Below are 25,465 nucleotides of genomic sequence, written 5' to 3'. Positions count from 1 at the left end.
ACAAGGCAGGTATGATACCTGCCTTAACTTTTCAATCCGAGATATGACTATGAATGCTTTAACCGTCAACCTGCAATCAGTATTGGAACTGACAGATGAGCAGTTTTTTAATCTATGTCAGGCAAACCGTGATTTGAGGTTTGAACGCACTGCAACCGGAGAATTAATTATCATGCCACCAACCGGGGGAGAAACCGGGAATCGTAATGGTAGACTAAATCAACAATTATTTAATTGGTCAGATACCGATAGTACTGGCATCGCTTTTGATTCTTCTACTTGTTTTAAATTCCCTAATGGTGCAGATCGTTCTCCCGATGCTTCTTGGATAAAGTTAGAACGATGGGATGCTTTAACTGAAGAAGAAAAACAAAAGTTTCCTCCGATTTCTCCTGATTTTGTGGTTGAGTTACTTTCGCCAAGTGATAGTTTGAAAGTTGCTCAGGAAAAGATGAGGGAATACATAGATAATGGTGTGCGTTTGGGTTGGTTAATTAATCGTAAATCACGGCAAGTGGAGATTTATCGACAAGAGAAAGAGGTTGAGGTGTTGGAATCCCCTGTTACTTTGTCAGGAGAAGATGTTTTACAGGGGTTTATTTTAAATCTTGGACTAGTGTGGTAACAGAATGAAGGCATCCATTGTCAAATAATTTATGTAGGTTAGGAAGGTCGAAATTGAAATGATTCAAACATTTCAAAATAAAGCATTAGAAAATTTATTTAGAGAAAATTTTAATAAAGGAGTTCCTGCAAACTTAGAAAAGAAAATTAGAATCAGGCTTGAAGTTATAGACTCAGCATTAATTGTAGAAGATATTAGATTACCCGGTTATGATTTGCATGAATTAAAAGGAGACAGAAAAGGAACTTGGTCAATAAAGGTATCAGGAAACTGGCGTATAACTTTTAATGCTCACAACAATTGCTGATTTACTAACTTTTAAAGAAGGTATTCCTGGAAATACAAATGAACAATTAGGCAAGATATTGCAACTTATAACTATATTTTGGCAAGGACAATTTTATACGGAGAAGATTATTTCAGAAGGACAATATGTTCTAGCTTCTGCGGCAATAAAGCAAGAAATTGAGATAATTACTCGTATTGCTGAAATTAAAAAAGGGGTTGCTAAAGATGGTAAGACCCCAAATGTTAAATATGCACCTCCTATGTTTAATTTACATTATGGCGATATGAATGATATAGCGCATATTTCTAAACCAGATGTACTAAATGTTTTAACTTCAGTTGATGGGGGTACATTTAGAGGAGTATCTATTACACCTATATTTAATCCAGATATTGCTAAGACTTTTTATGCAATACATTTAATTATTTTTTACAATATTCTTGTAGAATCAATTGAATTATTTCAGCAGTTATATCCAGATGATTTAGAGTTAGTTCTACCTGCTTGCGAAATCCTAAAAATCATTGTTGATCTTCTTCAAAAAGAAGGAATTTTTAAAGTAAATTAACGTGAGTTCGATGAACCTCTCCCCAACCCCTCTCCGAGGCGGAGAGGGGCAGAAATATTTTTAGTTTCCAACGAAAAAATTAGAGTTTCAAAGCCTCTCTCCCTGTGGGGGAGAGGTTTGGAGAGGGGTTTTTAGAGCCGTCGAACTCACGTTAAATTAAACAGAAAAAACTCAGTAATATTTTTATTAAAATCTGGATAATTCTTTATCTATGGTAAGCTACGCTAACGCACCACTCTTCCACAACAGGCGATGTCTAACGACAAACCCGGAGTAACGGAAACGTCTCCGGCTTTGCGCTACGCGTCTACGCTTTCTTTTAAGGTTTTCTGCAAGGCGATCGCTCTTTATAATTATCTTCACCAATAGCTTCCGTCCTCTACATTGATGCGTTAGGTAGCTGGCAACTGCAATAAATCTACTCTGAGGCTAACGATTTAGGGCTGATCTCAAACTGTAAATGGGAACGGTAGAAACAAACATCAAACTCCATAAAGAAGTTAACTTGCCCCAAAATTAGCGGTACGTTTGTAGCCTGTGTCCATGCAAATACAAGTTGTACAGGTTCAAATTGCCCAACTACTGCTTGAAGAACCACGGCACGCGCCTCGTATTGAGCTAAATTACCTGTCAAACTCAATACAGTTGTCTGCTGTTCCCACACATACCCAAGCTCAACTCCTACCGAATAAGGAAGCACATTCACGCTTGCTCCAGTATCCAACAGACCGGATGTTATCACAGAACTTTGCTGGTAGATCAAAGTAAGGGGTAGATAGGGGCGGAAACTGGCTTCGCCCAATGCAACATCAATCGGGATAAAGGAATACCGTTGTGCGTTACGCATGATCTTGAGTTTTAGCAGCTTCTAGCACTTTTAACATAGTATCTGCTGCTTCAACTGCATCATAAGGCGACCACACAGGATAAGACTGATCGGGCTTAATCAGATCGGTTTCCTGTTGGGCTAACTCTGAGATTAAAACCTGCATAATGTAAAACTTATCTGCTCGACTAAGTTCTCGCAAAGTGGAGATTAATTCTGCTGAAACCATGCAAAGCACTCTAGTAAATCAAGTCTGCTTCTTGATCATAGTTTATTCGTTGGGTTTCACTGCGTTTACCTCAAGCTACAACTAGAATAATCACGTCTGCAACTTACAGACGAGACAATTCAAACAGCTAATAATGCGACGCCGAATAGCCCGTCGTAGACATTGCACTCACTCTTCCACAAATGGCGATGTCTAACGACAAGCCGCTACGCGTCTACGCTTTATTTGTGAGTTTTCTGCAAAGCGTAGGCGTAGCCCGTCGTAGACATCGCACTATTAGGTATCAAAGCATATATAGCGTTCAGTTTGATGGGCAGAATCTTGTCCGCTATATTTAAAGTGTACCAGTTGCTTCCTCACTCCCAGTTAATCAGCATGGATATCACAGCTACTTTGAACGAAATCGCAACTCTCAGTGTTGAAGATAGAATCCGTCTTGTACAGGCAATTTGGGATAGCATCGCAGCCGAGCAAGTTTACCCTGATTTAACCGATGCACAGAAGCAAGAGCTTGATCGTCGAATAGCTGATTCCGATTCAAATCCAGATAATGTGCTGACTTGGAAGGAAATCAAAGCATCAATTAAGGGACAGCAATGAATTATGTCCTGCTATTTCGCCCAGAGGTTCAAGAAGAACTCGATGAAGCGTACAGTTGGTACGAGAGCCAGAAACCTGGTCTGGGCGATGAGTTTTTGGATTGTGTAGACGAGACGGTGAATCTAATTTGCCAGATGCCAGAATCCTATGCAGTTGCCTACCGTGATATTCGACGAGCAATAGTACGACGATTTCCCTATGCTGTGTACTATCGAATTGTTTCGAGTCGAGTGATTGTCACAGCAATTTTTCATGGTCGCAGAGATCCAAAATCGTGGCAGACGCGAACCTAACGCTTAGATATTGCACCATTCTTACACAACAGTCTAACGACAAGCTGCTTCTCTACGAGAGGCTACACCAACGGGAAGCTACGAAGAGCGCAACATACAAAAAAGACTCAAACTATGAGTGTATCCAACACTAACACTGATAACGCTGGTAAAGAGGGCAACCGCGCATCATTTGTCAAGAAAAATGATGCACCTCCACGAATAGCAGTAGCCATCTGAATAGCATCTGGGGTTCTTAAGTTATAATCTGCCCTTAATTGTGCCGCATTTTCAGCGATGTCGGGAAAAACCTCGATAGCTGTTAAACCTTGGGAATTAAATAGAATTTCACGATATTGTTGAGCTAATGCTGTGTTTCCTTGTCGCAAGGGATAGACTAATACTTCCGTAATAGTCAAAACTGATGTTACAACGCTAAATTCACCACAAAACATAGCTTCAAAAAAAGCATCTGTAACATCCAAATAATTAGGATTTTCTTCAATAAAGTAAATCAGTGGAGCAGTATCCAAACTCACAATTTGCCCCTGTAGCTGGACTAGCCATTCCATGAATCACGTTCCTGATTAACGTATTCTTGAGCATCAACGTCATTCCAGATTTCTTTACCTAACCCACGTAATTCGAGGATGCTACGCTTTGGCTTAGGTGTCATCGTTACCTGTTGACGAATTAAGCTCGACAAATGTTCAATTAAGCGTATTTGTTCTTCAGGAGTTAGGCTTTGAGCTTGCAGTAGTACTTCTTGATAATTAGACATAAAATTTACACTTCTACTTCTCTGGATTCTAAGTCAAATATACACAGACAGACTGCATTTCTTTATTTTACAAATAAACGTAGACAGGCTTGATATCTGCTTGTTTATCAGAATAACTACTGCGATCGCTAACTCTTCCACAACAGGCGATGTCTAACGACAAGCCGCTACGCGTCTACGCTTTATTTTTAAGGTTTTCTGCAAAGCGTAGGCGTAGCCCGTCGTAGACATCGCTCACTCTTCCACAAAAAGCAATCGCTTAGTTTTTGAGCTTTTCTGCAAGGCGATCGCTCTTTTATTAACTATTATTTTATTTAGGGCAAAATCTCAAAGCTATCGCAGTGCTGAGGTCGATATAATCTAAAATCTCGCTGGTCTAAAGTAAATATTTTTTTAATACCATAGCGTTCAGCTATAGCCATAACACTTGCATCTACAAAATCAATCCGACTATCTGCATACTCATCCAAGATTTCTGCTACACGAATTACATCTTGCTCTGTTAAAGCGACTAAACTAAATCGACTCGCAGATAGTCCTTGCAAAAAAGCTACTACTGTCGCTATACCTGCATTACGTCCTACCAAATAAGCTAATTCTGCCAATACTGTTTGTGGCAACAAAATTTGTTTTTGTTGTGTATATACTGTTACAACAATACTGTGCATTGCATCCTAACGGTTCAACAATGCTACAACAAAACCCGTATCAGCTACTGCTAAGGTTATTTCCACGTCCAACCAGATTTTTCAGTAATCTCCTCTTGGAGAATATCTTCTGAGTTTGTAGCCAAATCAGGTGTTCCTGCAAATAAGCCAATTAATGGGTCAGACGCAGGATTATCAACTGTTTCTAGTAATTGGGTTTCTAGATATAGCCTAACAGCTTCACTGACTATTGATTCAGGAGATTGCCCTCGCTGACTAGCCAGATTTATGACTTTCTCTAGTAAAGCTTGTTCCAGTTTCCAGTTAAATGTAGAGTCCACCAGATAACTTCTCTCTTTTTAGTAACAAAAGATATTCTAACAAATATGGGTTTGATGCTCACTATTATACTTTTTTGTATTTAAGTTAAATATATAGGAATCATATTTGATTTCTGAAAATATTTCAGTAGGGTGTGTTATGCCGTAGGCTAACGCACCATCCGAATATTCTGGTGCGTTACGGAAGCCGTAACACAGCCTACATATACTTAGATTTTTTCATAAATCAAATACTAGTCCTATACACAGCGATACCTACGGTGAGCTTTGCTAACGCACTCACTCTTCCACAACAGCGATGTCTAACGACAAGCCGCTAGGCGTCTACGCTTTACAGAATTTGCAACAGCTTAGTAAATTATTATTCTACCCAAGCGATCGCTCACTCTTGGACAACGACAAGCCGCTATGCGTCTACGCTTTATTTTAAGGTTTTCTGTAAGGCGTAGGCGTAGCCCGTCGTAGACATCGCTCACTCTTCCACAATAGGCGATGTCTAACGACAAGCCGCTACGCGTCTACGCTTTGTTTTGAGGTTTTCTGAAAGGCGTAGGCGTAGCCTGTCGTCAGACATCGCTCCTCATAAACTATCGAAGCATAAAATTAAAGCATGACTATTCATAAAACCGATATGCTAAAAACGCTTTGGGCTACTGTTCGGCATGGAAAAATCGAATTGCTGGAGTCAGAGGAATTACCGGAAGGGACAAGAGTGCTAGTGACGCTGCTTCCTGATGATGAAACTGAATTTTGGCTTCAAGCCAGTCAAACATCACTTTCATCAGTTTGGGATAAAACTGAGGATGATGTCTATGCCCAACTACTCTAAAAATGACATTATTTTGGTTCAGTATCCCTTTTCAGATTTGTCCAGTTCAAAAGTTAGACCTGCTGTTGTAGTGAGTGCGCCACACGTTTCTCAAGACATCCTAATTACACCCTTGACGAGCAAAACTGGAGCTTTATTAGAAGGTGAGTTTGTCTTGTCTGAGTGGTCAGCAGCGGGGCTAAACGTGGCTACAGCAGTCAAGAGAGGTTTATACACAGTACATGAAAGCTTGGTTGTAAAAACTATTGGCAAGTTAGCTGATGCTGATGCCGATCGGTTAAAGCAATCTTTACGAAGTTAGCTAGGGTTGTGATACAAGCCAGTAGTCTAGCATTTGTGCGATCGCACTTACTCTTCCACAACAGGCGATGCCTCGGCTGGCTACGCCTACGCATTTGCTACTTTGGACACTACATTTGCTACTTTGGGCACTACATTTGCTACTTTGGGCACTACATTTGCCACTTTGGACACTACATTTGCCACTTTGGACACTACATTTGCTACTTTGGACACTACATTTGCTACTTTGGACACTACATTTGCTATTTCGGCGATCGCATTTGCTACTTTGGACACTACATTCGCTATTTCGGCGATCGCATTTGCTATTTCGGCGACAGCATTTGCTATTTCGGCGACAGCATTTGCTATTTCGGCGACAGCATTTGCTATTTCGGCGACAACATTTGCTATTTCGGCGATCGCTCTCACATAAATGATTGTGTTTATACCAAAACAACGGACAGAAATAAAGAAACAAATGTGTAAAAATACACAAAAACTCTCAATTGTAACTCTTAATTAAATCCCCAAAACTACTCTTCTCACGCAGAAAGGCATTCTATTATCTTGAAACAGAACTATACAAGAAATATCTTCCATGTCTGTAAAAACTCGCGGTTCTGCTGCTCTGGACAAAGCCCAACGTCGTCTCGCCCTGCTTAAATCCATTAATGAGAAGTTGGATTTAGGGCACGGATTAACAATTGAAGCTTACAGTCGCTACATTGATGATACCCGTGCTACGCTAGAAGCCCATAATACGCTTGTGTCTAATGTTGATGAATCTCGTAAGATGATGAATCAGAAAGACAAAGGGCTTTCGGAACTATCTGAAAGGATGCTTAGTGCTGTCGCAACTATCTACGGAAGAGACAGCATGGAGTATTCAAAGGCTGGTGGTTCTAGTCGAACGCGGAGTAAGAGTAAAAAATCTACTTCACAAGTTCCTTCAGTTGTAGCGGTTTCCAGCACTGAATCCACCCAAGCTGCAACTAACGGCAAAGGTAGCTTGAGTAATGTCTAAGTAAATGGACAAAAATATTTACAGTCATTGCGAGCATTCGCGCAGCGTCTCGCAGAGACGCGAAGCAATCTCAGCCGTTGCGATTGCTTCATTCCGCTTTGCTGCATTCGCAATGACATTGTGTAATTCATTCTGTCCGACTACTTAACAACAAGTAGGTGTGCGTTTGGACACCTATTAAAAATCTTCAAATTATCAGTTGCTCCAGCACTAACACTGTTAATCTTGGCAAACATGGCAACCGCGAATCATTATACTTCTTCGATCCTAAGTTAAATATACACAATACATAGAACAATTCTATATTTCTCTAAATAGCGATGCCTATGGCGGGCTACGCCTACGCTAAAAACACCGCTTTTATTTTTTATCTAGTAATATTTTACTAACCATAAAATTTATATAGGACTTACGCAAAAACTCTCTGAAACTCTTATTTCTTTGTGTTCTTTGTGTCCTTTGTGGTAGCCTGCGGCAAGCCGCTCCGCGTCTACGTTTTTTCATAATTTTGCGTAAGTCCTGTTATAGTAAAAATCATTTAATGCATGCCTTAACTATTAACTTTACTCCTGTTATTCAAATCACAGATGAGCAATTTTTCCAGCTATGTCAAAGAAACGAATTAATCAGATTTGAACGCAATGCTGATGGAACAATAGTAATAATGCCTCTTGTCGGAGGATTAACCAGCATCCGCAATGCCAATTTAACTGCTCAACTTGGTAATTGGAATCGTGACGAATCGCTGGGTATCGCTTTTGGTTCTTCCACGGGCTTTACTTTACCAAATGGTGCAGTGCGATGTCTTCGACAAGCCACTTCGTGTCTACGCCTAATTTGTCTTGGTTAAAGCGTGATACAAATAGGACTCGTTTTTTCTTAGCATCAACAATTTTTTTTAAAAATATGAGACTATAGAAATATTCAGATAGTCAGAAAAACGTGAGTCAGCAAGATAAAATCTTAGAAAAAATCCTCTCTGGGACTTCTGATACAGACATCCCTTTTGCCCAATTGTGGCAACTCTTATACAAACTAGGTTTTGATGAACGGATTCGTGGCGATCATCGTATTTTTGTGAAAGATGGTGTTGAGGAAATATTAAACTTACAACACAAAAAAGGAAAAGCTAAAATCTATCAAGTTAAACAAGTTCGTGCAGTAATTCTTAAGTATCAGCTAGGAAGTAAAAATGACCTTTCGCTATGAAGTTATTCTCTACTGGAGTAGAGAAAATGAAGCTTTTATTGCCGAAGCACCTGAATTACCAGGCTGTGCTGCTGATGGCGAGACTTATCAAGAAGCTCTGCATAATGTAGAATTAGTGATGCAGGAGTGGATAGAAACGGCTAAGGATTTAGGTCGTCCAATTCCCGATCCTAGACCCCGTTCTATGTATATCTAAATATTTTGGATTTTAGTTTTTGTGAAAAGTACATGATATCAAAATCCTTGTAGAGATGTTGCATTGCAACGTCTCTACATCTCGGTGCTGTTTATTCAAGAATATTGTAATTAAATACAGGTTGATTAATATGGAGTCCCATAATAACTAAGTCTCGTTCAACACCGTCAAGTTCTGCAACTTTAGGCAAATATCCCCACTGTTGAAACCCAAATGTTGCAAATAACTTTAAACTCGGTTGATTGTGGGCAAAGATGAAGCATACTAAATTTTTTAAACCCAAATCACAACTTTCCTGAATTGCTTGTGCTAAAAGTTGTTTTCCTAAACCACGCCGATGAAAGGCAGGTGCTATGTAAATACTAATTTCAGCAGTCGTATTATAAGCAGGCCGCCCATAAAAGGATTGGAAACTCAGCCACCCAGCAATTACTCCTTCGACTTCGATTACCCAAAGTGGCCGCCATGAAGGCGATCGCGCCCTGAACCAAGCAAGCCGACTTTCCACAGATATCGGTTCTAAATCAGCAGTTGCCATACGGCTGGGAATTGCAGCATTGTAAATTGCCACAATTGTGGCTAAGTCTGTTTCAATCGCATGGCGAATCATCATTGCTAAGGTCTTGGAGAAAATCTAAGCGAAAATATTCAAAAATCATACAGCGCTATAGCAGGGAACAGGCAATAGGCAATAGACAACAGGCTTAAAAATTTTTTTGTGTCCTAACCTAACAACTTAAAAGGCTTTTGGTGTCGGGGTTTGACCATCAGTTTATGTCCTAAACTATGCTTCAACTGCTATAACAGTAGCAATTATACGGTTTCTACCGTAATTGTCACAGATGCTCGCTCGAACAGGATTTTCCTAATTAATTCACTATTTATTTTAAAAGTGATAAAAAGTACAATTGCTCTGGTTATTGTTTTACGTATAACAGAAAAACTTTATACAGTAGTTTGCAACTAAATGAGGTACAGAACCAAGGATTCACAAATCAAATTATTCTTCTGCCTCCTGCCTTCTGCTTCCTGCGTCAAAACCAGTGATTTTGTACCTCATGCAAAAGAAAACTGCTGTCATTCCTCACCCGAAAATTCTAAGTCTTTATTTTTGATGGCTAATTTAGCATTCATTCTAGAGAAACAGTTATTTTTCTCATGTCAGGAGAAATCAAGTTTTTTATCTACAAATATATATTTCTTGTGATGTATAGATAATTTTACTTTTGAAATTCCTTACTAATTTTAGTATAGCACGGTGATGTATTGCATATATGCATCACACGATACAGTATTGAATCATTGAACAGCAGAATTTACAAAACCTTTTGCTCAGTCAATAACATATATATAGAGATAGAAAAATTTGTATAAACAATCAAATTCATGAAATGTTCATTTGATTATTTATATATAAATGCAGATATATACCGCTTGTATCTACAGCTAAAGATAGAGGTTAGTAATATTAAGTTTGCTTACGATAGGAGTAAGGAGAAAATTTATCGTCTTTGCTTAATAAGCAAATAAAGATTTTTAAATAAAATTATTATGTCTATCAATTGTTTTCAAAATCATCATAAATCTCATGTAGAAAAAATGAATAGCAATCAATCTAAAAATACATTTGTAGAAGTTGACATTGCTATTTTAATAGATAAAATAAAAAATGGAATTTGGCTATTTGGAATTCCGTCTTGGCTTTTTGGCATAACTGACAGAAGCTTTGCTGCATTTACCGATGGTTATGTATCGACTCTAGAAATATTTCAACTATTTACAGCCTCTTTCTTTTTTTTCAGTTGGTTATATCTCAAACCAGAAGAAAGCTTTACTATTAATGATTTTAGCCCTAACCAATATCAAGAATATCTCTATCGTATCCAAGCAGAAAAGTTAAAAATTAAAAGGCGACATATGATTAGCCAAGAATATATTTTGCCTTTTCCTTATGTTTGCCAAATTTATCATTTATTGAGCTTAAAACATTTAGAAACAGTTCATAAATTTAGCCTTAATAACCTGAAAATTTTAAATGTTAGCCACTTCCAAACCACAAATATCGGTGGAATCATTAAATTCCAAACAATATTGGATTCGCCAGCTAATCCTTTAAGAATTTGGCGGCAGCCAATTGTAGAAGTAGATTTAATATTGCATACTCCATACACTGTTGAACTGAGTATTCCAGTCTACAATAATAAAAGAATAATTGTTATTTTTCATGCCTTCCCATTAAGTGACTCTGAACATCAGCTGTTTATAGATATTTATAGTGACCTAGAGTGGCCAAAGCCATTATTGCAAATAATATTACATTTTGCTTCTTGTTTGACACTGTTTGAAGATTTGCCGTATTTACAAGCTCTAACTGAGACAAAGATAGAGCGTTTATTCAATTCCAATCGAATTTCAAATCACGAAACTGGGTTGTTGTTTAAAAGATTTGTTGAGCTATATGGTTCGAGTGGAGAAACAATGAAATTAATTGAAGGGAGTGAAGATAGTTAGGCAATTTTAGATCTTGGATTGAAATAAAATCCAAAATCCAAAATTCAAAATCTAAAATAGTTAAGCGCGTGCTAACAAGGGAGCAGCATCTAGTAGAGTTTTGGTATAAGGATGCTGAGGATTAGCAAAAATCTTTTTCGTATCACCGAGTTCAACAATTTTACCGCCATTCATCACGGCAATGCGATCGCACAAAAATCTGGCTAACCAAAGGTCATGAGTGATGAACAGATAAGTTAACTCAAATTCTTCTTTTAATTGCAACATCAAATCTAGCACTTGTGACTGGACGCTAGCGTCTAACATACTCACTGGTTCATCGCAAATCAAAAGTTTCGGGTGAGTAATCAAAGCACGAGCGATCGCTACTCTTTGTTGTTGTCCTCCAGACAAATCTGATGGATAACGTTCATAATACAGGTGCGGCGGTGTTAAGCCAACTTTTTCTAACATCCACAAAACTTGTTCTTTTGCCTTCACAGAATCGGCAAGATGATGAATAAATAAAGGATCGGCTATACTTTGTCCCACTGTCATCGCTGGATTGAGACAAGCATGGGGATCTTGAAACACCATTTGTATTTGTCGCCGTGAAGACCGAATTTGTTGAGGCGAGAGTTTAGTTAAATCTTGTCCTAAAAACTCAACTTTCCCAGCGGTAGGACGAATTAGTTGCAAAATTGTCCGCGATAATGTGCTTTTACCGCAACCTGATTCCCCAACTAAGCCAAGAATTTCTCCGGGATAAAGATCTAGATTAATACCATCTACTGCTTTAATTGTCTCTGAGTGTCTGTTAAACAGCCTTTCAATAAAATTAGGTTCTATAGTGTAGTATTGTTTGAGGTCAGTAACACTCAAAATCGGCGATTTCTCTTTAATCTTCGCTAACTCCTTTTCTTCCCCAGTCCCCAGTTCCCAGTCCCCAGTCCCTATTTCATCCACTGATTGAATATGTAAAGCTGCTTTGAGGAGCGATCGCGTGTATTCATGTTGCGGTTGTCGAAATACACTTTGTGTAGAACCCATTTCCACCATTTTCCCCTGGTACATGACGCCAATGCGATCGCAATACTCAGCTACCATTGCTAAATCATGAGAAATCAGCAGCAATCCCATGTTTTCTTGACTGCACAGCCGAGTTAATTCTTGTAATATCTGCGCGGAAACAGTAACATCTAAACTTGTGGTGGGTTCATCTGCAACAATCAACTTGGGATTGAGAAGTAAAGCTAAGGCGATGGCTACCCGTTGTCGCATTCCGCCGCTAAATTCATGAGGATACTGATTCCAGCGAGTCGCAGGAATATTTACCTTTGCCAATGTCGCAAGTGCTTTTTCTTTGGCTTGCGGTGCTGATAATTCTGGTGAGTGCGCTTGCAAAGTTTCCAGACAATGCTTACCAATAGTCATCAGCGGATCGAGGCGTGTCATCGGATCTTGAAAAATTAAAGCGATCGCTTCTCCGCGAAATTTCCGTAACTGGTTAGGCGTTAAGTCAAACACTGACTGTCCCTGAAATGTCACCCGTCCCTCAACGCGACTAGAAGCTGGTAGTAAGCGCATAACTGCGCGTCCGATAGTTGACTTACCACAACCCGACTCTCCCACCAATCCCATTTTTTCACCACGTTGCAGGGTGAAAGATACATCATCAACTGCCCAGCTTGGTGCTTCTTCACTTCGTTGAGGATAGGCAACTCGCAGATTTTCAATACAGAATAAGGCTTGACTCATACTTACTTATTAGCCCTCGGCTAGCAGCTGGGATAATTTTAAATTTTAGATAGTTTAGCAGATTATTTTTAGACCTTACCTGATGTGAATATCTTTCAAGGACTTTACACAGCAATCTTGCTTACGCAGACAGAACGCCTTTGGTGATTTACCGGAGTCTTTATTATTACCGCACCTAAAAAGCTTGCATAAATTTTAGTATACTGAATTTAAATTTTACTTTTAGATATGATTTTGCATTACTATTCTCACAGATACGTTTGAGTTAATAATTATTAACCTCAAGAATATTTTCGACATAAAAATAGATTTTAAGTCTGAAAAAAATCACATATTATTTATTTTATAAAAACGCTTTGGCATATAATAAATTTAAATTTTGCAGATAATCAAATTAAAATAATGGCTACAATCGTAATTTCCACCTTGTTTGATAGCGAAATGAAGAGGTTTTTTCACAAGCTGACACCAGGAGAGTTAGAAGCTATACTCGGAGGCATTTATCCTTATAAATTTCATGTAGTTAATATCACTGACAGTGTAACAATCAATCCTCAAGGAGGAGATAATACATATGAAGCTGTTAACCATTCAGTTAGCTACCATGATAATAAAATTAATACTGTGGACTATTCCAGGTCTATTTATAATAATTTTGTTTAGTATTAGTGATTCAAATAATTCTTGATAATCTCCTATACCAAACATATAAACTTTCTAACAAAAAGCAATAGTGAATATAGCAGTCCTAAATCATTCGTGAACAACAAACAAGATCCCCGACTTCTTTGAGAAGTCGGGGATCTGAAGCCCCTCGATTTTCACGAATCAAACCGGATTGCTATAGGCAATTAATCTTTCCCTATTCCCTACTCCCTATTACCCAAGAATCAGTAAATTCATGAATTAAATAGGAGTTCTATACTAATGATGATCTGTTGTGCCTTGGTCGGTTTCTACGAGACGTGAAATTAACACATCTGGTTTTCTACTGATCACAGACTGAACTTTATCAACTGCAATTACTTCACTGATTTTTACAACCATTTCCCAAAGAGTATCTTCTTCTGTATCTTTGTTGTAAGTTCTATGTTTAAACCACAACAAATCATCCCAAACCCCGATAATTGTCGCAAAATACCACTTTTCCCGTATTAGTATCCAGATTTCTTGCTCTAAGTAAGTCTGTAGGAGAGATTTCACAATGCTTGAGATGATAAAAAATATTGTGCTACATATTAAGTAAGTATTAATGTATTTAACAACAGTAAAAATACTGTGATTTTTTTGTATAATAAATATTAAGAAAAATTAACCCCTAATAAAGCAAAAGCTTTATTAAACTAGGATTTAGCAGATAGTTAAGATGATAATTTTCTTACCTTTGTAAATCTTGTCTGTATAATACAGAATTTCCAGCTTTAGTATCAGATGCTACAGACAATAAGCTTATCAAAAGGCATCTTTCATCGCATTCCTTCTAGGGATGCGATGAGAGACGCCCGGACGTCGTTAATTGTTGACTATTAACCCGTCAAACGTCAATAGTTGGGCGTCATAGTCACTAAATTGTATTGATGGGAGACAATACCAACAATATCCAAACTCTTCTATTAACGATCGCTAACGGTTACAGCGACCTTCGCATGTTTGTTAACATAGTCCACAAAAAGTTGCTTCAACCGAGGACTAACTCCGGCATGTTCAAAGAACCCAAAGCCTACATTCCGAGCTTTTGATAAGATTTGCTCTGGTGTTAATCCTTCTTTAATAGCGATACTCAATAGTGCAATTCCAGTCGATCGCATCCCTGCTGCACAATGCACAACTGCTGGTTTGGGAATTTGTTCGAGTGTTGTCAATATTTTGGTAATTAACTCTTCATTTAGTGCTTCCAGTTTGAGCGGCACATTAGTATAGTGTAGCCCTAATGCTTCCGCCACTCGTTGCTCATCCTGGGAAAATCCTAACTCATCAGGCGATCGCAGATTTAAAATCGACTTAAAACCTTCTTGGCTAGCTTGCTCGAGCTGTTTCGGTATGACTTGTCCTGTGGTTGTCAAGTTTTCGTTAATTTGTATGGCGTTGATCACATTCTCTCCTTTTAACTTTCCAATTTCTTGCAGTTTGATAAATGCTCTAAAAAGCAAGCTTTGAGAAGATATTTATACAAACGCAACAAAATTTACCAAATTTCAGAAATTATGACTTGATTATTTCTGAATTCGCCTTTTGGGTTGATTATTTTATTGCTCTACCTATAATATACGGTTTATCGATAGATTTAGTGTAAATTAAAATATATTATATATTTTAACGATAGATTTACCGTAGTTTATATTTTGAGCGGACTTGATATTCTCAAAGGCATGTCATCTAAATGCCAGTCTTAAAACTATGAGTGCCAGTAAAATATCTCTTCGACCTGCTGATGAAAAAGACGGGTGGGCGCTGAGTGCAATTCATATTGCTGCTATCAAAGCTCTACCTGCAACTTTTTATACTGAGCAAGAACTTTTTGCTTGGCGTAACAACCACAACCAGCCTGATAGTTCAAATATATTAAAAAATATGAAATTGGAATCTTTGTGGGTTGCAGTCGAGAAAGATGTTGTTATGGGTTTTGCTAGTTTCGTTGTTGATGAATTGATTGGGCTATACGTCCATCCTAAATATCAAGGTCAAGGTGTTGGGCGTGCTTTAGTTGAACATTTTTGCAATAAAGCAAGCGATCGCGGTATAGATAAGGTAATTACAACTGCTAGCCTTTATGCTGAAGGATTTTATTTAAGACTGGGATTTACTGCGATCAAAAGAGCGCCTCATTATTTAAGAAATGGGGTAGTTGTTCCAGTTACCAAGATGAGTAAAATATTAATTAGTGCTGATTAAATAGTATAACAATCAGTCATTCCAACCTTCAAAATGCAAAATCGCACCAGCCAATCTATAGGTTTTGTTTTATTAACACACACAAAACCTCTACAAATTTACAGACTGATAAATACCTTAAACAGGATGTTCAATTATCCTGTAATTGTATGTCATCATGATTTTTCAAAATGTGATTTACCTGTAGATACTCTGCCAAAAAATGTTTTACTAGTACGCCCTCACTTACAGACTGAGTGGGCAGATTTTTCTGTTGAAGAGGCTACAATACAGGCACTTAAACTAATGTACGAGGTCTCCGATGCACCGGATTGGTTTGTACTACTTAGTGGAGCAGACTATCCGATAAAGACTGCAAGGCAAATATTGGACGATTTAGCCTCAAGTCCATACGATGCTTATATTCAGTATGAGCGAATCACGTATGAGACTTATAAACAAGATTTAAAACCAAATATGTTATGGCTGAAAAATTCCTATCAACGATACTGTACAAAGTCGTTTGCTTTTCATTATTCAAAAAAATATTTTGCTCAACTGAATATGGAAATACGCTTAGAACATCCTTTATTAACAAAACCTTTTCTTCCTTTTTCAAAGAAACTTGCTTGTTTCAGTGGAAGTCAATGGTTTTGTGCTAATCGTAAAGCTGCTGAGTATATTATCGATTTTCACCAAGAAAGAAATGCCGTAACCTTACATTATAGTAAAGTCAAACATGCAGACGAGGCATACTTTCAAACTATACTTGTTAATGCACCTCACCTAAAACTAAAAAACGACCGTCGCCGCTATATTGATTGGTCAACTGGAGGTCCTCATCCAAAAGTATTGTTAATGGAAGATTTGCCTAATTTACTTGCATCATCCGCTCATTTTGCTCGGAAATTTGACATTGATATAGATAGCAATATTCTCGATGAACTCGATCGCATTACCTCCGAGTAGCTATTATAAACTGACTGGGCATTCAGCACTCATTCGGTGAATGCCCATATATCAAGATATATCCAAGCAATAAGTTGATTGAGTTTTGCTAGTTGTTTAATAGTGGGAATTCCGAACTAGCGATGCACTTCAACTCTAGGAAATATATCACAGTCTATCGGCTCACCAGATTTTTTGGCTTTCAATGAATTAAATTCTGGTAAATCAATTTCTTCGAGAGGTTTGAAAGGCCACGCTTTCGGACGCTGATAATAAGTAACATCATCGCCAGTCCAATTAGTCACTACTGCACGTCGTTGTGTAGAAGATATGTTAGTTACTGAATGATGAATTGTCAGAAAATGATGAATCAAGCAATCTCCAGGTTCCATATTCCAAGAGAGTAATTCGTGGGGTTCTGGCTCTACAAACCAAGAAGGATTCGAGCCTTCGCGTAACTCTTTACCCCTGCGATGAGAACCTTTTATATACTCTAATCGGCCGTTTTCTTCGTTAGCAGGATCTAGAGGCAGCCAAATTTTACAACACTGCCAACCTTGTACAGGCCAATAAGGTAGGTCGTTATGCCACCCAACACGGCTATTTGCTTTCGGCTTTTTCACAAAAAAACCATCAGCTAAAAAGTTTAATTTTTCCGACTTTAAAACTTGAGCTGCAAGTGTTGGTAATGGAGATTCAAAAGCCAAAGCACGGAAATCAGCATCAATGAGCCATATACTACTGGCATGTTCCACACTGCCTTCTGGTCTTGGTGCGTTCTTTTCCTCCAGAGGGCCAGGGATTGCTATATTCTTGTCAACAGCTTTTCGCAGCCTTTCTACCCAGATCTCATCTAGAGCATTTTTGACGCAGATAACGCCATCTCGTTCAAAAGCTTCAACTTGTTGAGGGCTAATTTTTGGTGTTTCTACCTGGAGCATTTTCTCTTTTTTCAGATTTTGAAATTAAACTATTTTGGATGGCAACTGCTAAATGCATATCACCCGATTTCACAAAGAATCTCAAGAATTCACTTTACTGAGATCAACTTTGTTAAATAGTAAGAAAGCTTTTTCACTATAAAGTAGATATTCAGTTTGTAATTCTTTCTGTAGATGGACTATTTGTTGACAACCGTAGTTAAATAATTTCAGCCTTACTACCGAGATCCTTTTTAATAATCAGTGGTATTAGTGACGCTAGTCGTAATATACCGGACACAAAGAAAACTTCCGCTATGCCAAAAGACCCAGCAAATTGAGCGATAAAGCCGCCTATGGTTGCTCCTAAAGCACCACTCACCCCAGCAATAGCAGCTGCGATCGCAAAATAGATAGACTGATTTTTGACTGGTGCAATTTCTATCTGGAGATTGTTGTTACACAAATCAACTCCTCCCCAATTAGCGCCAATGAAAATGTGTAATAAAGGTAACCACAGCCAAAGATCCAGGGAACTAGAACCAATCCCCAGCCACAGCCACGGTATGACTGCAATCAGAATTCCTGTAGAAATTAAAATCCGACGATTGCCAATTTTATCTGCTAATTTACCCCAGATAATCAACATCAACATATGTGCCCCAGCTCGCAAGCTGTTGTAGAAGGTTACCCAGCTCACATCTAGATTTAGCGTATCTAGCAAATAGAGGTTAAAAAATGGGGCACTGAGGTTAACAGCAAGCGTCCATAAACCAAAATAAAGCAGAAACGCCAAATAATTAGAGTTTTTCCAGACGCTGCTAACTAAATCATTTTCCGGTGTCAGTATTTGCGGCAAAGAGATTGTACCAGATGTCTCCCCAAGTTCATTTGGTGACGAGTCTGCCTCAATCTCACTAGTTTGAGATGAGCTAGCATAATAGGTATTTTGTAATTGGGGATTCATATCTACCTGGAAATACTGACACCCCAAGCTCACAATTCCAAAGAAAATGCCTACTAACAAAATCACTGCATAACCTTGGATACTCCCCCCATACCAATGTGATACAGCTAAACCTGCTAAGGGCAAGCCAAGCAACTCGGTGAGGTTGGCAAGGCTATTGCGTAGCCCAAAATATCTACCTCGCAATTGTCGTGGGACTAACATTGCTATCCAACTCAAGCATGATGCAATTGCTAATCCTCCTAAAAGATGGCTACATAGGAGAATCGAGAGCGATAGTATCACCAATTGGTTAGAATTCAGCCCTCCCCAGCTAAAGCTAGCAATGCCAATTACTAAAATTAGCCACAGTAATCGAGCAATTCCGTGTGTCCGCAGTGAATACTTAAAGCGGCTGGTACTGCGTTCAGATAAGTAAGCACCTATCGGCTGAAACAAATGTGCCAACATGGGGATAGAGGATACCATGCCAAAAACTATGGGAGTGGCATCCAACTCCACCAAAAAATTACCTAGCAAAATTGGGCCAGTAGCAACAGAAAAAACTGCTGCGAAAACACCATCGGCAGTAGAAGCCCTCAAACTAGTGCGAATCCCACCCTTAGAAATACGAGAGCTGGGTGTTGAGGTAGGAGAGAGTATTGTTGATGGTGAAACAATCTCAGCGATTTCTACAGAAACAGGTGTGTCTGTTTCAATAGGAACAAAATCCATAAATGTAGTACTTAAAAAAAATAATAGTGGAGCATCCCAATTAGAGCGTATCTATAAAATCCATAAAAGGGGAAGGGAAACCCAATGGCTTAAAAGCAGGAATTTCTCATTAGAAAGGCTGAACTTAAGCGTATAAATACTCACTATAAAAATTCTTTCTTTTCAAACAAGAAATCACTTGCTCTAAACCTTTATGGCAAAGTGGAATACTTGAAGGGGACAAGGAATTAAATCAGTAAATGGCGATGTAACCATATCTTAGTACACGTCAGTGTCAAAAAGTTTTGGAATTCAATTGTTCCTACCTTCGGTTGATAATTTTACCCTTACTTACCTCTGGAGACTAATGTCAAGATTATCAGGACTTACTGGACAACCGTGTGTGCGATTCAGTAAGTCGGTGTGAAAAAACTAAACTATTTGGAGATTAAATAAATACCGAGTATCCAACTACTGAGGTGACTAAGATATGGACGCTCGTTTAAGACTGGATAAAATTCATAGCCTAATTGATAATGTTCAAGCTAAAGGAGAAAGCAGAAATTACAGTAGATAACGTGTTAAATATAACTCCTATATGTCTGCTTAACTTTTCGTTACATAGTTATTAGTTTTCCCGCCCACTTACTTTTGCACGGATAATGTCGTATCTTCTCGCTACCGAAAGATTAGCTATTTAAATCAAGCCTCAAACTGCTAAATCCTCAAAATCTAGTTTTTTTGTTTCAGATCTACCTTTGGTGTAGGTGCAATTTTTGAAAAATAGTGATACGTTAACTAATGTAAACAAGTGTCTAAGCTTTCTCAGCAAGTAAAACCACTCTCTTCGCTTGCTTTTAAACCGTTATTCAGCTACTACAAGTCCGTGAACCTTGAGGCTAGACATAAAATTAACATTCTGATAATCTGAAAAACTATATGAAGTTTTGTTGCGTAAATTGGTGAGATCCTTAAGGTTCAGCGAAGACTTAAGCCCTTTTGCTGTACTAATGAAATGACAGTAGATGCACTTCATCTCTAGTGCTGGAATTTGTGATTTCTAAATTTGCAATCCAACAAAATTTCATTTAAGTCTACCTCTTTGTACTCACGAATCGCAGGCAATTTACTTGCTTGCGACATAATGTCGCTAAGTTAAGCCACTATCTTTAAGAAGTGCTTACATTTCTGATGACATCAACATCAAAGTTACAATTTATTTCACCTAGAGGGCAAAATTTGTGACCATTGTTCAAACAAAACTCCAAGCTACCGAAACCAAATTTCACGTAGAGGCCTACGAAAAGATCGAGTACGACTTAGTTTATGTAGATGGTGTTTTTGATATTGCTAATCCAGAACTTGCAGAAATATATAGAAGTTTTGGAAGATGCTTGGCTGTTATCGATACTAATGTCTACAATTTTTACGGTACTCAGATTGAAAAATATTTCCGGTATTACGGTCTCGAACTGAGGATTTTTGCTCTGACTATTAGCGAACCAAACAAATCTATCCAAACCTTTGAGAAGATTATAGATGTGTTCGCAGACTTCAAATTAGTACGAAAAGAGCCGGTATTAGTCATAGGTGGTGGTTTAATTACAGATGTTGTAGGTTTTGCTTGCTCTACCTATCGCCGTAGTAGTAATTACATCCGGATTCCTACTTCTTTGATTGGTTTGATTGATGCTAGCGTCGCTATCAAGGTAGCAGTCAATCATCGAAAGCTGAAAAATCGTTTGGGTGCTTATCATGCTTCCCAAAAGGTTTTACTAGACTTTTCTCTGCTGGGGACATTACCAACAAATCAAGTGCGTAATGGGATGGCAGAATTAGTCAAAATCGCTGTAGTTGCTCATGGAGGTGTGTTTGAGTGGTTAGAAAAGTATGGCAAAGAATTGCTTGACACTCACTTTGGCAATATTGATGCAACTCCAGAGATTAAAGAAATTGCTCATCGTTTGACTTACGAAGCGATCAAAAAAATGTTGGAGTTAGAAGTACCTAACCTTCACGAACTAGATTTAGATAGAGCAATTGCTTATGGACATACTTGGAGTCCGACTTTAGAACTCGCACCACGCATACCGATGTTTCACGGACATGCTGTAAGTATCGATATGGCCTTATCTGCAACCATCGCAGCTAATAGAGGCTATATCACGACTGAAGAACGCGATCGCATTTTAGGATTAATCAGTGATTTAGGGTTGGCTCTCGACCATCCTTTAATGGATGAAGAACTGTTATGGGACGCTACCGAGTCCATCACTCTCACACGCGATGGTTTATTGAGAGCTGCTATGCCCAAACCAATTGGTACTTGCTTCTATATGAATGATTTGACACGGGAAGAATTGGCACAAGGTTTAGCAGACCACAAACAGCTTTGCGTTAACTATCCTCGTGGTGGTGAAGGTGTGGATATGTACCCCGTTTATCAGACAGAACTAGTCGGGAGTGCAATATAATGTCCACTACAATTGCCAAGCCCACAGCTAGACCAGTCACACCGGTAGGAATCTTAGCAAAGAAGTTAGAAGCTATTGTCCAAAAGATTAACCAACGCACAGATTTACCTGCGGAGTTAGTCGCTAACATTACTCAAGCATGGCAGTTGGCAGCTGGTTTAGATCCTTACTTGGAAGAATATACGACCCCTGAATCAGCCGCTTTAACTGCACTTGCCGAAAAAACATCCACAGAAGCATGGCAAGAACACTTTAGTGAAGGCACAACAGTACGACCTCTAGAACAAGAGATGTTATCTGGGCATGTAGAAGGACAAACACTGAAAATGTTTGTTCACATGACCAAGGCTAAAAGAGTACTAGAAATAGGGATGTTCACAGGTTATTCTGCATTGGCAATGGCAGAAGCATTACCAAAAGATGGAGTGCTGGTTGCTTGTGAAGTAGATCCTTTTGCCGCAGAAGTTGGACAAGCAGCTTTCGATCAATCTCCTGACGGGAGAAAAATTCGGGTGGAATTAGGGCCAGCATTGCAAACCTTAGATAAGTTAATAGCAGCTGGAGAATCATTTGATCTAGTCTTTATTGACGCAGATAAAAAGGAGTACATAACCTACTTCCAAACATTGCTAGAGACTAATCTGCTAGCACCATCAGGATTTATTTGTGTAGATAACACACTGCTGCAAGGAGAGGTTTATTTACCTGGGCAACAACGCACCGCCAATGGTGAAGCGATCGCTCAATTTAATCGTGCCGTAGCACTCGACCCCCGCGTAGAACAGGTAATACTCCCCCTACGAGATGGCTTGACAATTATCCGCAGAACTGCGTGATTGCGTATGGCACAATCTATTTCCGTTTCTTCTTCACCTGCTATCCCGTCTTTACCTTCAGAGACAAAAATAGCCGTAATTATCCAAAATCTTTTGACTTTGGCGTTGCTATTATTAGCGCTGCCAATCAATGCCGCGATCGTTTTAGTAACTTTGTTGTGGCATACAATCTCGCGTCCTTTCCAGCAGCCAGCCACCAAAGCAGCAAACCCCAAAAACATTCTGATTAGTGGCGGTAAAATGACCAAAGCTTTACAGCTAGCGCGGTCATGTGCTGCTGCTGGACACAGAGTGGTGCTAATAGAAACCCACAAATATTGGTTATCTGGTCATCGATTTTCCCAAGCCGTAGACAAGTTTTATACTGTTCCTGCGCCTCAAGAAAACCCAGAACGCTATACTCAGGCTTTGATAGACATCATCAAACAAGAAAATATCGATGTCTACATTCCTGTCACCAGTCCCTTGGGTAGTTACTACGACTCCCTCGCCAAGCCATTGCTGTCAGAGTACTGTGAAGTATTTCACTTTGACATAGATATTACCGAGAGATTGGATGATAAATTTGCCTTTGCCGAAACAGCGCGATCGCTTGGTTTATCAGTACCTAAATCTTTCAAAATTACCTCTGCCGAACAAGTTATAAATTTCGACTTCTCCCAGGAATCTCGCAAATATATCCTCAAGAGCATTCCTTACGATTCAGTACGGCGTTTAGACTTAACTAAGCTTCCCTGTGCCACCCCTGAAGAAACAGCTGCATTCGTCAGAAGCTTGCCAATCAGCCCAGACAAGCCTTGGATTATGCAAGAATTTATTCCTGGAAAGGAATTTTGTACCCATAGCACTGTCCGGGATGGCGAATTACGATTGCACTGTTGCTGTGAATCTTCAGCTTTTCAGGTCAACTATGAAAACGTTGAAAATTCTCAAATCAGGGAATGGGTAAGGCATTTTGTCAAAGAACTGAAACTTACAGGACAGGTTTCCTTTGACTTCATTCAAGCTGAGGATGGCAGAGTTTACGCCATTGAGTGTAATCCCCGCACACACTCTGCGATTACTACTTTCTACGACCATCCACAAGTTGCCCAAGCCTACCTCGATAAAGAACCGATGGCTGAAACATTACAGCCATTGCCAACCAGTAAACCAACTTATTGGACTTATCATGAAGTCTGGCGTTTGACTGGTATCCGTTCTTTTACGCAATTGAAAAAATGGATTGGAAATATTTGGCGGGGAACTGATGCAATTTATAAACCAGATGACCCATTACCATTTTTAATGGTGCATCATTGGCAAATTCCTTTGCTTTTGATTAAGAATCTACGTCAGTTAAAAGGCTGGACGCGCATAGATTTCAACATTGGGAAATTGGTGGAATTAGGGGGAGATTAATACCGAGGCTGCTACGGATTACCAAGAAATAAATTACTAGTACTTGTGGGGTGGGCGTCTCGCCCGCCCGGAAACAAGGGCGGACAAGATGTCCACCCCACAATAAAAGTTAGAGAACATGAATCATGCCAGTACTTCGTATCCTTCATTTAGTTGGCTCTGCACAGAATGATTTTTACTGCGATTTGTCACGCCTTTACGCCGAAGATTGTTTAGCAGCAACGACAGAGCGATCGCGCTACGACTTTCAGATTGCATATATCACACCCGATCGCCAGTGGCGATTTCCTCAGTCCCTCAGTAGAGAAGATATTGCTCAGGCTAAACCGATGCCTGTGTTTGAAGCTATAGAGTTGATCGCAGCACAAAACATTGACATCATGTTACCACAAATGTTTTGTATCCCTGGAATGACTCACTACCGCGCCCTATTCGACCTGCTCAAGATCCCTTACGTAGGTAATACTCCCGATCTGATGGCAATAACGGCTCACAAAGCCAGAACCAAAGCGATTGTCGAAGCAGCAGGGGTAAAAGTGCCTCGTGGAGAACTGCTGCGCCAGGGAGATGTTCCAACAATTGCACCTCCAGTAGTTATTAAACCTGTAAGTTCGGACAACTCAATAGGGGTAACTTTAGTTAAAGATGCTGCCGAGTATGACGCTGCCCTGAAGACAGCATTTGAATATGCAGATGAAGCGATTGTAGAAACATTCATCGAAGGTCGAGAAGTCAGATGCGGCATCATTGTGAAAGATGGAGAGTTAATCGGTTTACCTCTTGAAGAGTATTTGCTAGACTCTGACGAAAAACCAATCCGCACCTTTGCTGATAAACTCAAAAAAACAGACGATGGTAACTTGGGTTTCGCTGCTAAAGATAATATCAAGTCTTGGATTGTAGACCCTAATGACCCGATTACCCAAAAGGTTCAGCAAGTGGCTAAGAAGTGTCATCAAGCTTTAGGCTGTCGCCACTACAGTTTATTTGATTTCCGCATCGACCCACAGGGACAACCTTGGTTTTTAGAAGCTGGGTTGTATTGTTCTTTTGCCCCTAAAAGCGTGATTTCCTCTATGGCTAAGGCAACAGGAATCTCTATAAATGAGTTATTAATGACGGCTATCAATGAAGCTTTGGGCAGTAATAAATAGAATTTGACTTCTGACTTTTCACGGTATCTGGAAAACCCCTCTCCAAACCTCTCCCCTGCAAGGAGAGAGGCTTTGATTTCTCCCCCTTCCCTAGTAGGGAAGGGGGCTGGGGGGTTAGGTTTTGCCTTAGCTTTTCCACATGACGTGAAAAGTCAGAATTTGACTTAGAGTTGGGAAATTTTAGAAACATTGTTGATATAGGACTAGTATTTGATTTTTGAAATTACTCGTA

Annotated in this window: 34 protein-coding genes; 22 read left to right on the top strand and 12 right to left on the bottom strand. The window is 39.2% G+C overall.

Annotated elements, in window-relative coordinates; translation table 11 throughout:
* Positions 1 to 49: 49 nt before the first annotated feature.
* The 3 genes from ACM0OY_RS10875 to ACM0OY_RS10865 are packed head-to-tail and all read left to right on the top strand — an operon-like array spanning position 50 to position 1,482.
* Positions 50 to 625 carry a Uma2 family endonuclease gene (locus ACM0OY_RS10875; RefSeq protein WP_414568867.1) on the top strand — a complete coding sequence of 192 codons (576 nt, stop codon included), beginning with the start codon at positions 50 to 52 and terminating at the stop codon, positions 623 to 625.
* A gap of 58 nt (positions 626 to 683) precedes the next feature.
* Positions 684 to 932: a type II toxin-antitoxin system RelE/ParE family toxin gene (locus ACM0OY_RS10870; protein WP_414568866.1), complete on the top strand. Its 249-nt coding sequence runs from the start codon at positions 684 to 686 to the stop codon at positions 930 to 932.
* On the top strand, positions 913 to 1,482 hold the full coding sequence (locus tag ACM0OY_RS10865; protein WP_414568865.1) for a hypothetical protein: 570 nt from the start codon (positions 913 to 915) through the stop codon (positions 1,480 to 1,482). The genes ACM0OY_RS10870 and ACM0OY_RS10865 overlap by 20 nt, the downstream gene beginning before the upstream one ends.
* Before the next feature lie 418 nt (positions 1,483 to 1,900).
* Here the strand turns inward: ACM0OY_RS10865 and ACM0OY_RS10860 are convergent, their stop codons facing one another.
* Both ACM0OY_RS10860 and ACM0OY_RS10855 read right to left on the bottom strand, forming a co-directional pair.
* A complete protein-coding gene (locus ACM0OY_RS10860) occupies positions 1,901 to 2,329 on the bottom strand; it encodes an aspartyl protease family protein (RefSeq protein ID WP_414568864.1) in 429 nt (142 codons plus the stop codon).
* Entirely contained in the window at positions 2,322 to 2,537 is a 216-nt protein-coding gene (locus ACM0OY_RS10855) for a hypothetical protein (protein ID WP_292853812.1), read from the bottom strand. The genes ACM0OY_RS10860 and ACM0OY_RS10855 overlap by 8 nt, the downstream gene beginning before the upstream one ends.
* 188 nt (positions 2,538 to 2,725) lie before the next feature.
* Here ACM0OY_RS10855 and ACM0OY_RS10850 point away from each other — a divergent pair, with 188 nt between their 5' ends.
* The 3 genes from ACM0OY_RS10850 to ACM0OY_RS10840 are packed head-to-tail and all read left to right on the top strand — an operon-like array spanning position 2,726 to position 3,430.
* Positions 2,726 to 2,875 carry a hypothetical protein gene (locus tag ACM0OY_RS10850; protein WP_414568863.1) on the top strand — a complete coding sequence of 50 codons (150 nt, stop codon included), beginning with the start codon at positions 2,726 to 2,728 and terminating at the stop codon, positions 2,873 to 2,875.
* A gap of 37 nt (positions 2,876 to 2,912) precedes the next feature.
* Positions 2,913 to 3,137, top strand: coding sequence for an addiction module protein (locus tag ACM0OY_RS10845; RefSeq protein WP_414568862.1), 225 nt, complete (start codon positions 2,913 to 2,915; stop codon positions 3,135 to 3,137).
* A complete protein-coding gene (locus tag ACM0OY_RS10840) occupies positions 3,134 to 3,430 on the top strand; it encodes a type II toxin-antitoxin system RelE/ParE family toxin (RefSeq protein WP_414568861.1) in 297 nt (98 codons plus the stop codon). The genes ACM0OY_RS10845 and ACM0OY_RS10840 overlap by 4 nt, the downstream gene beginning before the upstream one ends.
* 107 nt (positions 3,431 to 3,537) lie before the next feature.
* Here the strand turns inward: ACM0OY_RS10840 and ACM0OY_RS10835 are convergent, their stop codons facing one another.
* From ACM0OY_RS10835 to ACM0OY_RS10820, 4 genes are all read right to left on the bottom strand, one after another.
* Positions 3,538 to 3,981, bottom strand: a complete 444-nt coding sequence (locus tag ACM0OY_RS10835; protein ID WP_414568860.1) for a type II toxin-antitoxin system VapC family toxin — start codon at positions 3,979 to 3,981, stop codon at positions 3,538 to 3,540.
* Positions 3,969 to 4,190: a hypothetical protein gene (locus tag ACM0OY_RS10830; protein ID WP_322731732.1), complete on the bottom strand. Its 222-nt coding sequence runs from the start codon at positions 4,188 to 4,190 to the stop codon at positions 3,969 to 3,971. Before ACM0OY_RS10830 ends, ACM0OY_RS10835 begins: the two co-directional genes overlap by 13 nt.
* Positions 4,191 to 4,504: 314 nt before the next feature.
* The gene (locus tag ACM0OY_RS10825; RefSeq protein WP_414568859.1) at positions 4,505 to 4,858 is read right to left on the bottom strand and encodes a type II toxin-antitoxin system VapC family toxin; all 354 of its coding nucleotides are present in this window, start codon (positions 4,856 to 4,858) and stop codon (positions 4,505 to 4,507) included.
* 56 nt (positions 4,859 to 4,914) lie between these two features.
* Positions 4,915 to 5,178 (bottom strand): hypothetical protein, encoded by a 264-nt coding sequence (locus ACM0OY_RS10820; protein WP_414568858.1) that lies wholly within the window; start codon positions 5,176 to 5,178, stop codon positions 4,915 to 4,917.
* Positions 5,179 to 5,476: 298 nt separating this feature from the next.
* On the opposite strand from ACM0OY_RS10820, the gene ACM0OY_RS10815 reads away from it, so the two are divergent.
* The 8 genes from ACM0OY_RS10815 to ACM0OY_RS10780 all read left to right on the top strand — a co-directional run bounded on the left by ACM0OY_RS10815 (position 5,477) and on the right by ACM0OY_RS10780 (position 8,721).
* Positions 5,477 to 5,608 (top strand): hypothetical protein, encoded by a 132-nt coding sequence (locus ACM0OY_RS10815; protein WP_414568857.1) that lies wholly within the window; start codon positions 5,477 to 5,479, stop codon positions 5,606 to 5,608.
* 180 nt (positions 5,609 to 5,788) lie between these two features.
* Positions 5,789 to 6,007 carry a hypothetical protein gene (locus tag ACM0OY_RS10810; RefSeq protein ID WP_414568856.1) on the top strand — a complete coding sequence of 73 codons (219 nt, stop codon included), beginning with the start codon at positions 5,789 to 5,791 and terminating at the stop codon, positions 6,005 to 6,007.
* Entirely contained in the window at positions 5,991 to 6,308 is a 318-nt protein-coding gene (locus tag ACM0OY_RS10805; protein ID WP_414568855.1) for a type II toxin-antitoxin system PemK/MazF family toxin, read from the top strand. Before ACM0OY_RS10810 ends, ACM0OY_RS10805 begins: the two co-directional genes overlap by 17 nt.
* A gap of 33 nt (positions 6,309 to 6,341) precedes the next feature.
* Entirely contained in the window at positions 6,342 to 6,725 is a 384-nt protein-coding gene (locus ACM0OY_RS10800; protein WP_414568854.1) for a hypothetical protein, read from the top strand.
* A gap of 165 nt (positions 6,726 to 6,890) precedes the next feature.
* Positions 6,891 to 7,316: a hypothetical protein gene (locus tag ACM0OY_RS10795; RefSeq protein WP_414568853.1), complete on the top strand. Its 426-nt coding sequence runs from the start codon at positions 6,891 to 6,893 to the stop codon at positions 7,314 to 7,316.
* Between the two features lie 541 nt (positions 7,317 to 7,857).
* Complete coding sequence (locus ACM0OY_RS10790) at positions 7,858 to 8,166, top strand: Uma2 family endonuclease (RefSeq protein ID WP_414568852.1); 309 nt, start codon at positions 7,858 to 7,860, stop codon at positions 8,164 to 8,166.
* 92 nt (positions 8,167 to 8,258) lie between these two features.
* Positions 8,259 to 8,525, top strand: a complete 267-nt coding sequence (locus ACM0OY_RS10785) for a type II toxin-antitoxin system HicA family toxin (RefSeq protein WP_414568851.1) — start codon at positions 8,259 to 8,261, stop codon at positions 8,523 to 8,525.
* The gene (locus tag ACM0OY_RS10780; RefSeq protein WP_414568850.1) at positions 8,509 to 8,721 is read left to right on the top strand and encodes a type II toxin-antitoxin system HicB family antitoxin; all 213 of its coding nucleotides are present in this window, start codon (positions 8,509 to 8,511) and stop codon (positions 8,719 to 8,721) included. Before ACM0OY_RS10785 ends, ACM0OY_RS10780 begins: the two co-directional genes overlap by 17 nt.
* Positions 8,722 to 8,812: 91 nt before the next feature.
* Here ACM0OY_RS10780 and ACM0OY_RS10775 read toward each other — a convergent pair whose 3' ends face one another.
* Positions 8,813 to 9,334, bottom strand: coding sequence for an N-acetyltransferase family protein (locus ACM0OY_RS10775; protein WP_414568849.1), 522 nt, complete (start codon positions 9,332 to 9,334; stop codon positions 8,813 to 8,815).
* A 938-nt stretch (positions 9,335 to 10,272) separates the two neighbouring features.
* Between ACM0OY_RS10775 and ACM0OY_RS10770 the strand changes: the two genes are divergently transcribed.
* Positions 10,273 to 11,232: a hypothetical protein gene (locus ACM0OY_RS10770; protein ID WP_414568848.1), complete on the top strand. Its 960-nt coding sequence runs from the start codon at positions 10,273 to 10,275 to the stop codon at positions 11,230 to 11,232.
* Positions 11,233 to 11,292: 60 nt separating this feature from the next.
* Here the strand turns inward: ACM0OY_RS10770 and ACM0OY_RS10765 are convergent, their stop codons facing one another.
* Positions 11,293 to 12,969, bottom strand: coding sequence for a dipeptide ABC transporter ATP-binding protein (locus tag ACM0OY_RS10765; protein ID WP_414568847.1), 1,677 nt, complete (start codon positions 12,967 to 12,969; stop codon positions 11,293 to 11,295).
* A 402-nt stretch (positions 12,970 to 13,371) separates the two neighbouring features.
* Here ACM0OY_RS10765 and ACM0OY_RS10760 point away from each other — a divergent pair, with 402 nt between their 5' ends.
* Positions 13,372 to 13,632: a hypothetical protein gene (locus ACM0OY_RS10760; RefSeq protein WP_414568846.1), complete on the top strand. Its 261-nt coding sequence runs from the start codon at positions 13,372 to 13,374 to the stop codon at positions 13,630 to 13,632.
* 261 nt (positions 13,633 to 13,893) lie between these two features.
* Here the strand turns inward: ACM0OY_RS10760 and ACM0OY_RS10755 are convergent, their stop codons facing one another.
* Positions 13,894 to 14,172, bottom strand: coding sequence for a hypothetical protein (locus ACM0OY_RS10755; protein WP_414568845.1), 279 nt, complete (start codon positions 14,170 to 14,172; stop codon positions 13,894 to 13,896).
* A gap of 410 nt (positions 14,173 to 14,582) precedes the next feature.
* Complete coding sequence (locus ACM0OY_RS10750) at positions 14,583 to 15,062, bottom strand: beta-lactamase hydrolase domain-containing protein (RefSeq protein WP_414568844.1); 480 nt, start codon at positions 15,060 to 15,062, stop codon at positions 14,583 to 14,585.
* A gap of 304 nt (positions 15,063 to 15,366) precedes the next feature.
* On the opposite strand from ACM0OY_RS10750, the gene ACM0OY_RS10745 reads away from it, so the two are divergent.
* Both ACM0OY_RS10745 and ACM0OY_RS10740 read left to right on the top strand, forming a co-directional pair.
* Positions 15,367 to 15,861, top strand: a complete 495-nt coding sequence (locus ACM0OY_RS10745) for a GNAT family N-acetyltransferase (protein WP_414568843.1) — start codon at positions 15,367 to 15,369, stop codon at positions 15,859 to 15,861.
* A 33-nt stretch (positions 15,862 to 15,894) separates the two neighbouring features.
* Entirely contained in the window at positions 15,895 to 16,809 is a 915-nt protein-coding gene (locus ACM0OY_RS10740; RefSeq protein WP_414568842.1) for a beta-1,6-N-acetylglucosaminyltransferase, read from the top strand.
* 116 nt (positions 16,810 to 16,925) lie between these two features.
* On the opposite strand, the gene ACM0OY_RS10735 is transcribed toward ACM0OY_RS10740, so the two are convergent.
* Positions 16,926 to 17,729: a phytanoyl-CoA dioxygenase family protein gene (locus ACM0OY_RS10735; RefSeq protein WP_414568841.1), complete on the bottom strand. Its 804-nt coding sequence runs from the start codon at positions 17,727 to 17,729 to the stop codon at positions 16,926 to 16,928.
* 199 nt (positions 17,730 to 17,928) lie between these two features.
* Entirely contained in the window at positions 17,929 to 19,389 is a 1,461-nt protein-coding gene (locus ACM0OY_RS10730) for an MFS transporter (RefSeq protein ID WP_414568840.1), read from the bottom strand.
* 1,220 nt (positions 19,390 to 20,609) lie between these two features.
* Here ACM0OY_RS10730 and ACM0OY_RS10725 point away from each other — a divergent pair.
* The 4 genes from ACM0OY_RS10725 to ACM0OY_RS10710 all read left to right on the top strand — a co-directional run bounded on the left by ACM0OY_RS10725 (position 20,610) and on the right by ACM0OY_RS10710 (position 25,233).
* A complete protein-coding gene (locus ACM0OY_RS10725) occupies positions 20,610 to 21,842 on the top strand; it encodes a sedoheptulose 7-phosphate cyclase (protein ID WP_414568839.1) in 1,233 nt (410 codons plus the stop codon).
* Positions 21,842 to 22,678: an O-methyltransferase gene (locus ACM0OY_RS10720; RefSeq protein WP_414568838.1), complete on the top strand. Its 837-nt coding sequence runs from the start codon at positions 21,842 to 21,844 to the stop codon at positions 22,676 to 22,678. Before ACM0OY_RS10725 ends, ACM0OY_RS10720 begins: the two co-directional genes overlap by 1 nt.
* A 6-nt stretch (positions 22,679 to 22,684) precedes the next feature.
* Positions 22,685 to 24,079 (top strand): ATP-grasp domain-containing protein, encoded by a 1,395-nt coding sequence (locus ACM0OY_RS10715; RefSeq protein ID WP_414568837.1) that lies wholly within the window; start codon positions 22,685 to 22,687, stop codon positions 24,077 to 24,079.
* Positions 24,080 to 24,204: 125 nt separating this feature from the next.
* Positions 24,205 to 25,233 carry a D-alanine--D-alanine ligase family protein gene (locus ACM0OY_RS10710; protein WP_414568836.1) on the top strand — a complete coding sequence of 343 codons (1,029 nt, stop codon included), beginning with the start codon at positions 24,205 to 24,207 and terminating at the stop codon, positions 25,231 to 25,233.
* Positions 25,234 to 25,465 lie beyond the last annotated feature (232 nt).

It is taken from the genome of Nostoc sp. CCY 9925 (assembly GCF_963920935.1).
Classification (GTDB): Bacteria; Cyanobacteriota; Cyanobacteriia; order Cyanobacteriales; family Nostocaceae; genus Nostoc.
This window is presented reverse-complemented; position numbering and strand designations above follow the sequence as displayed.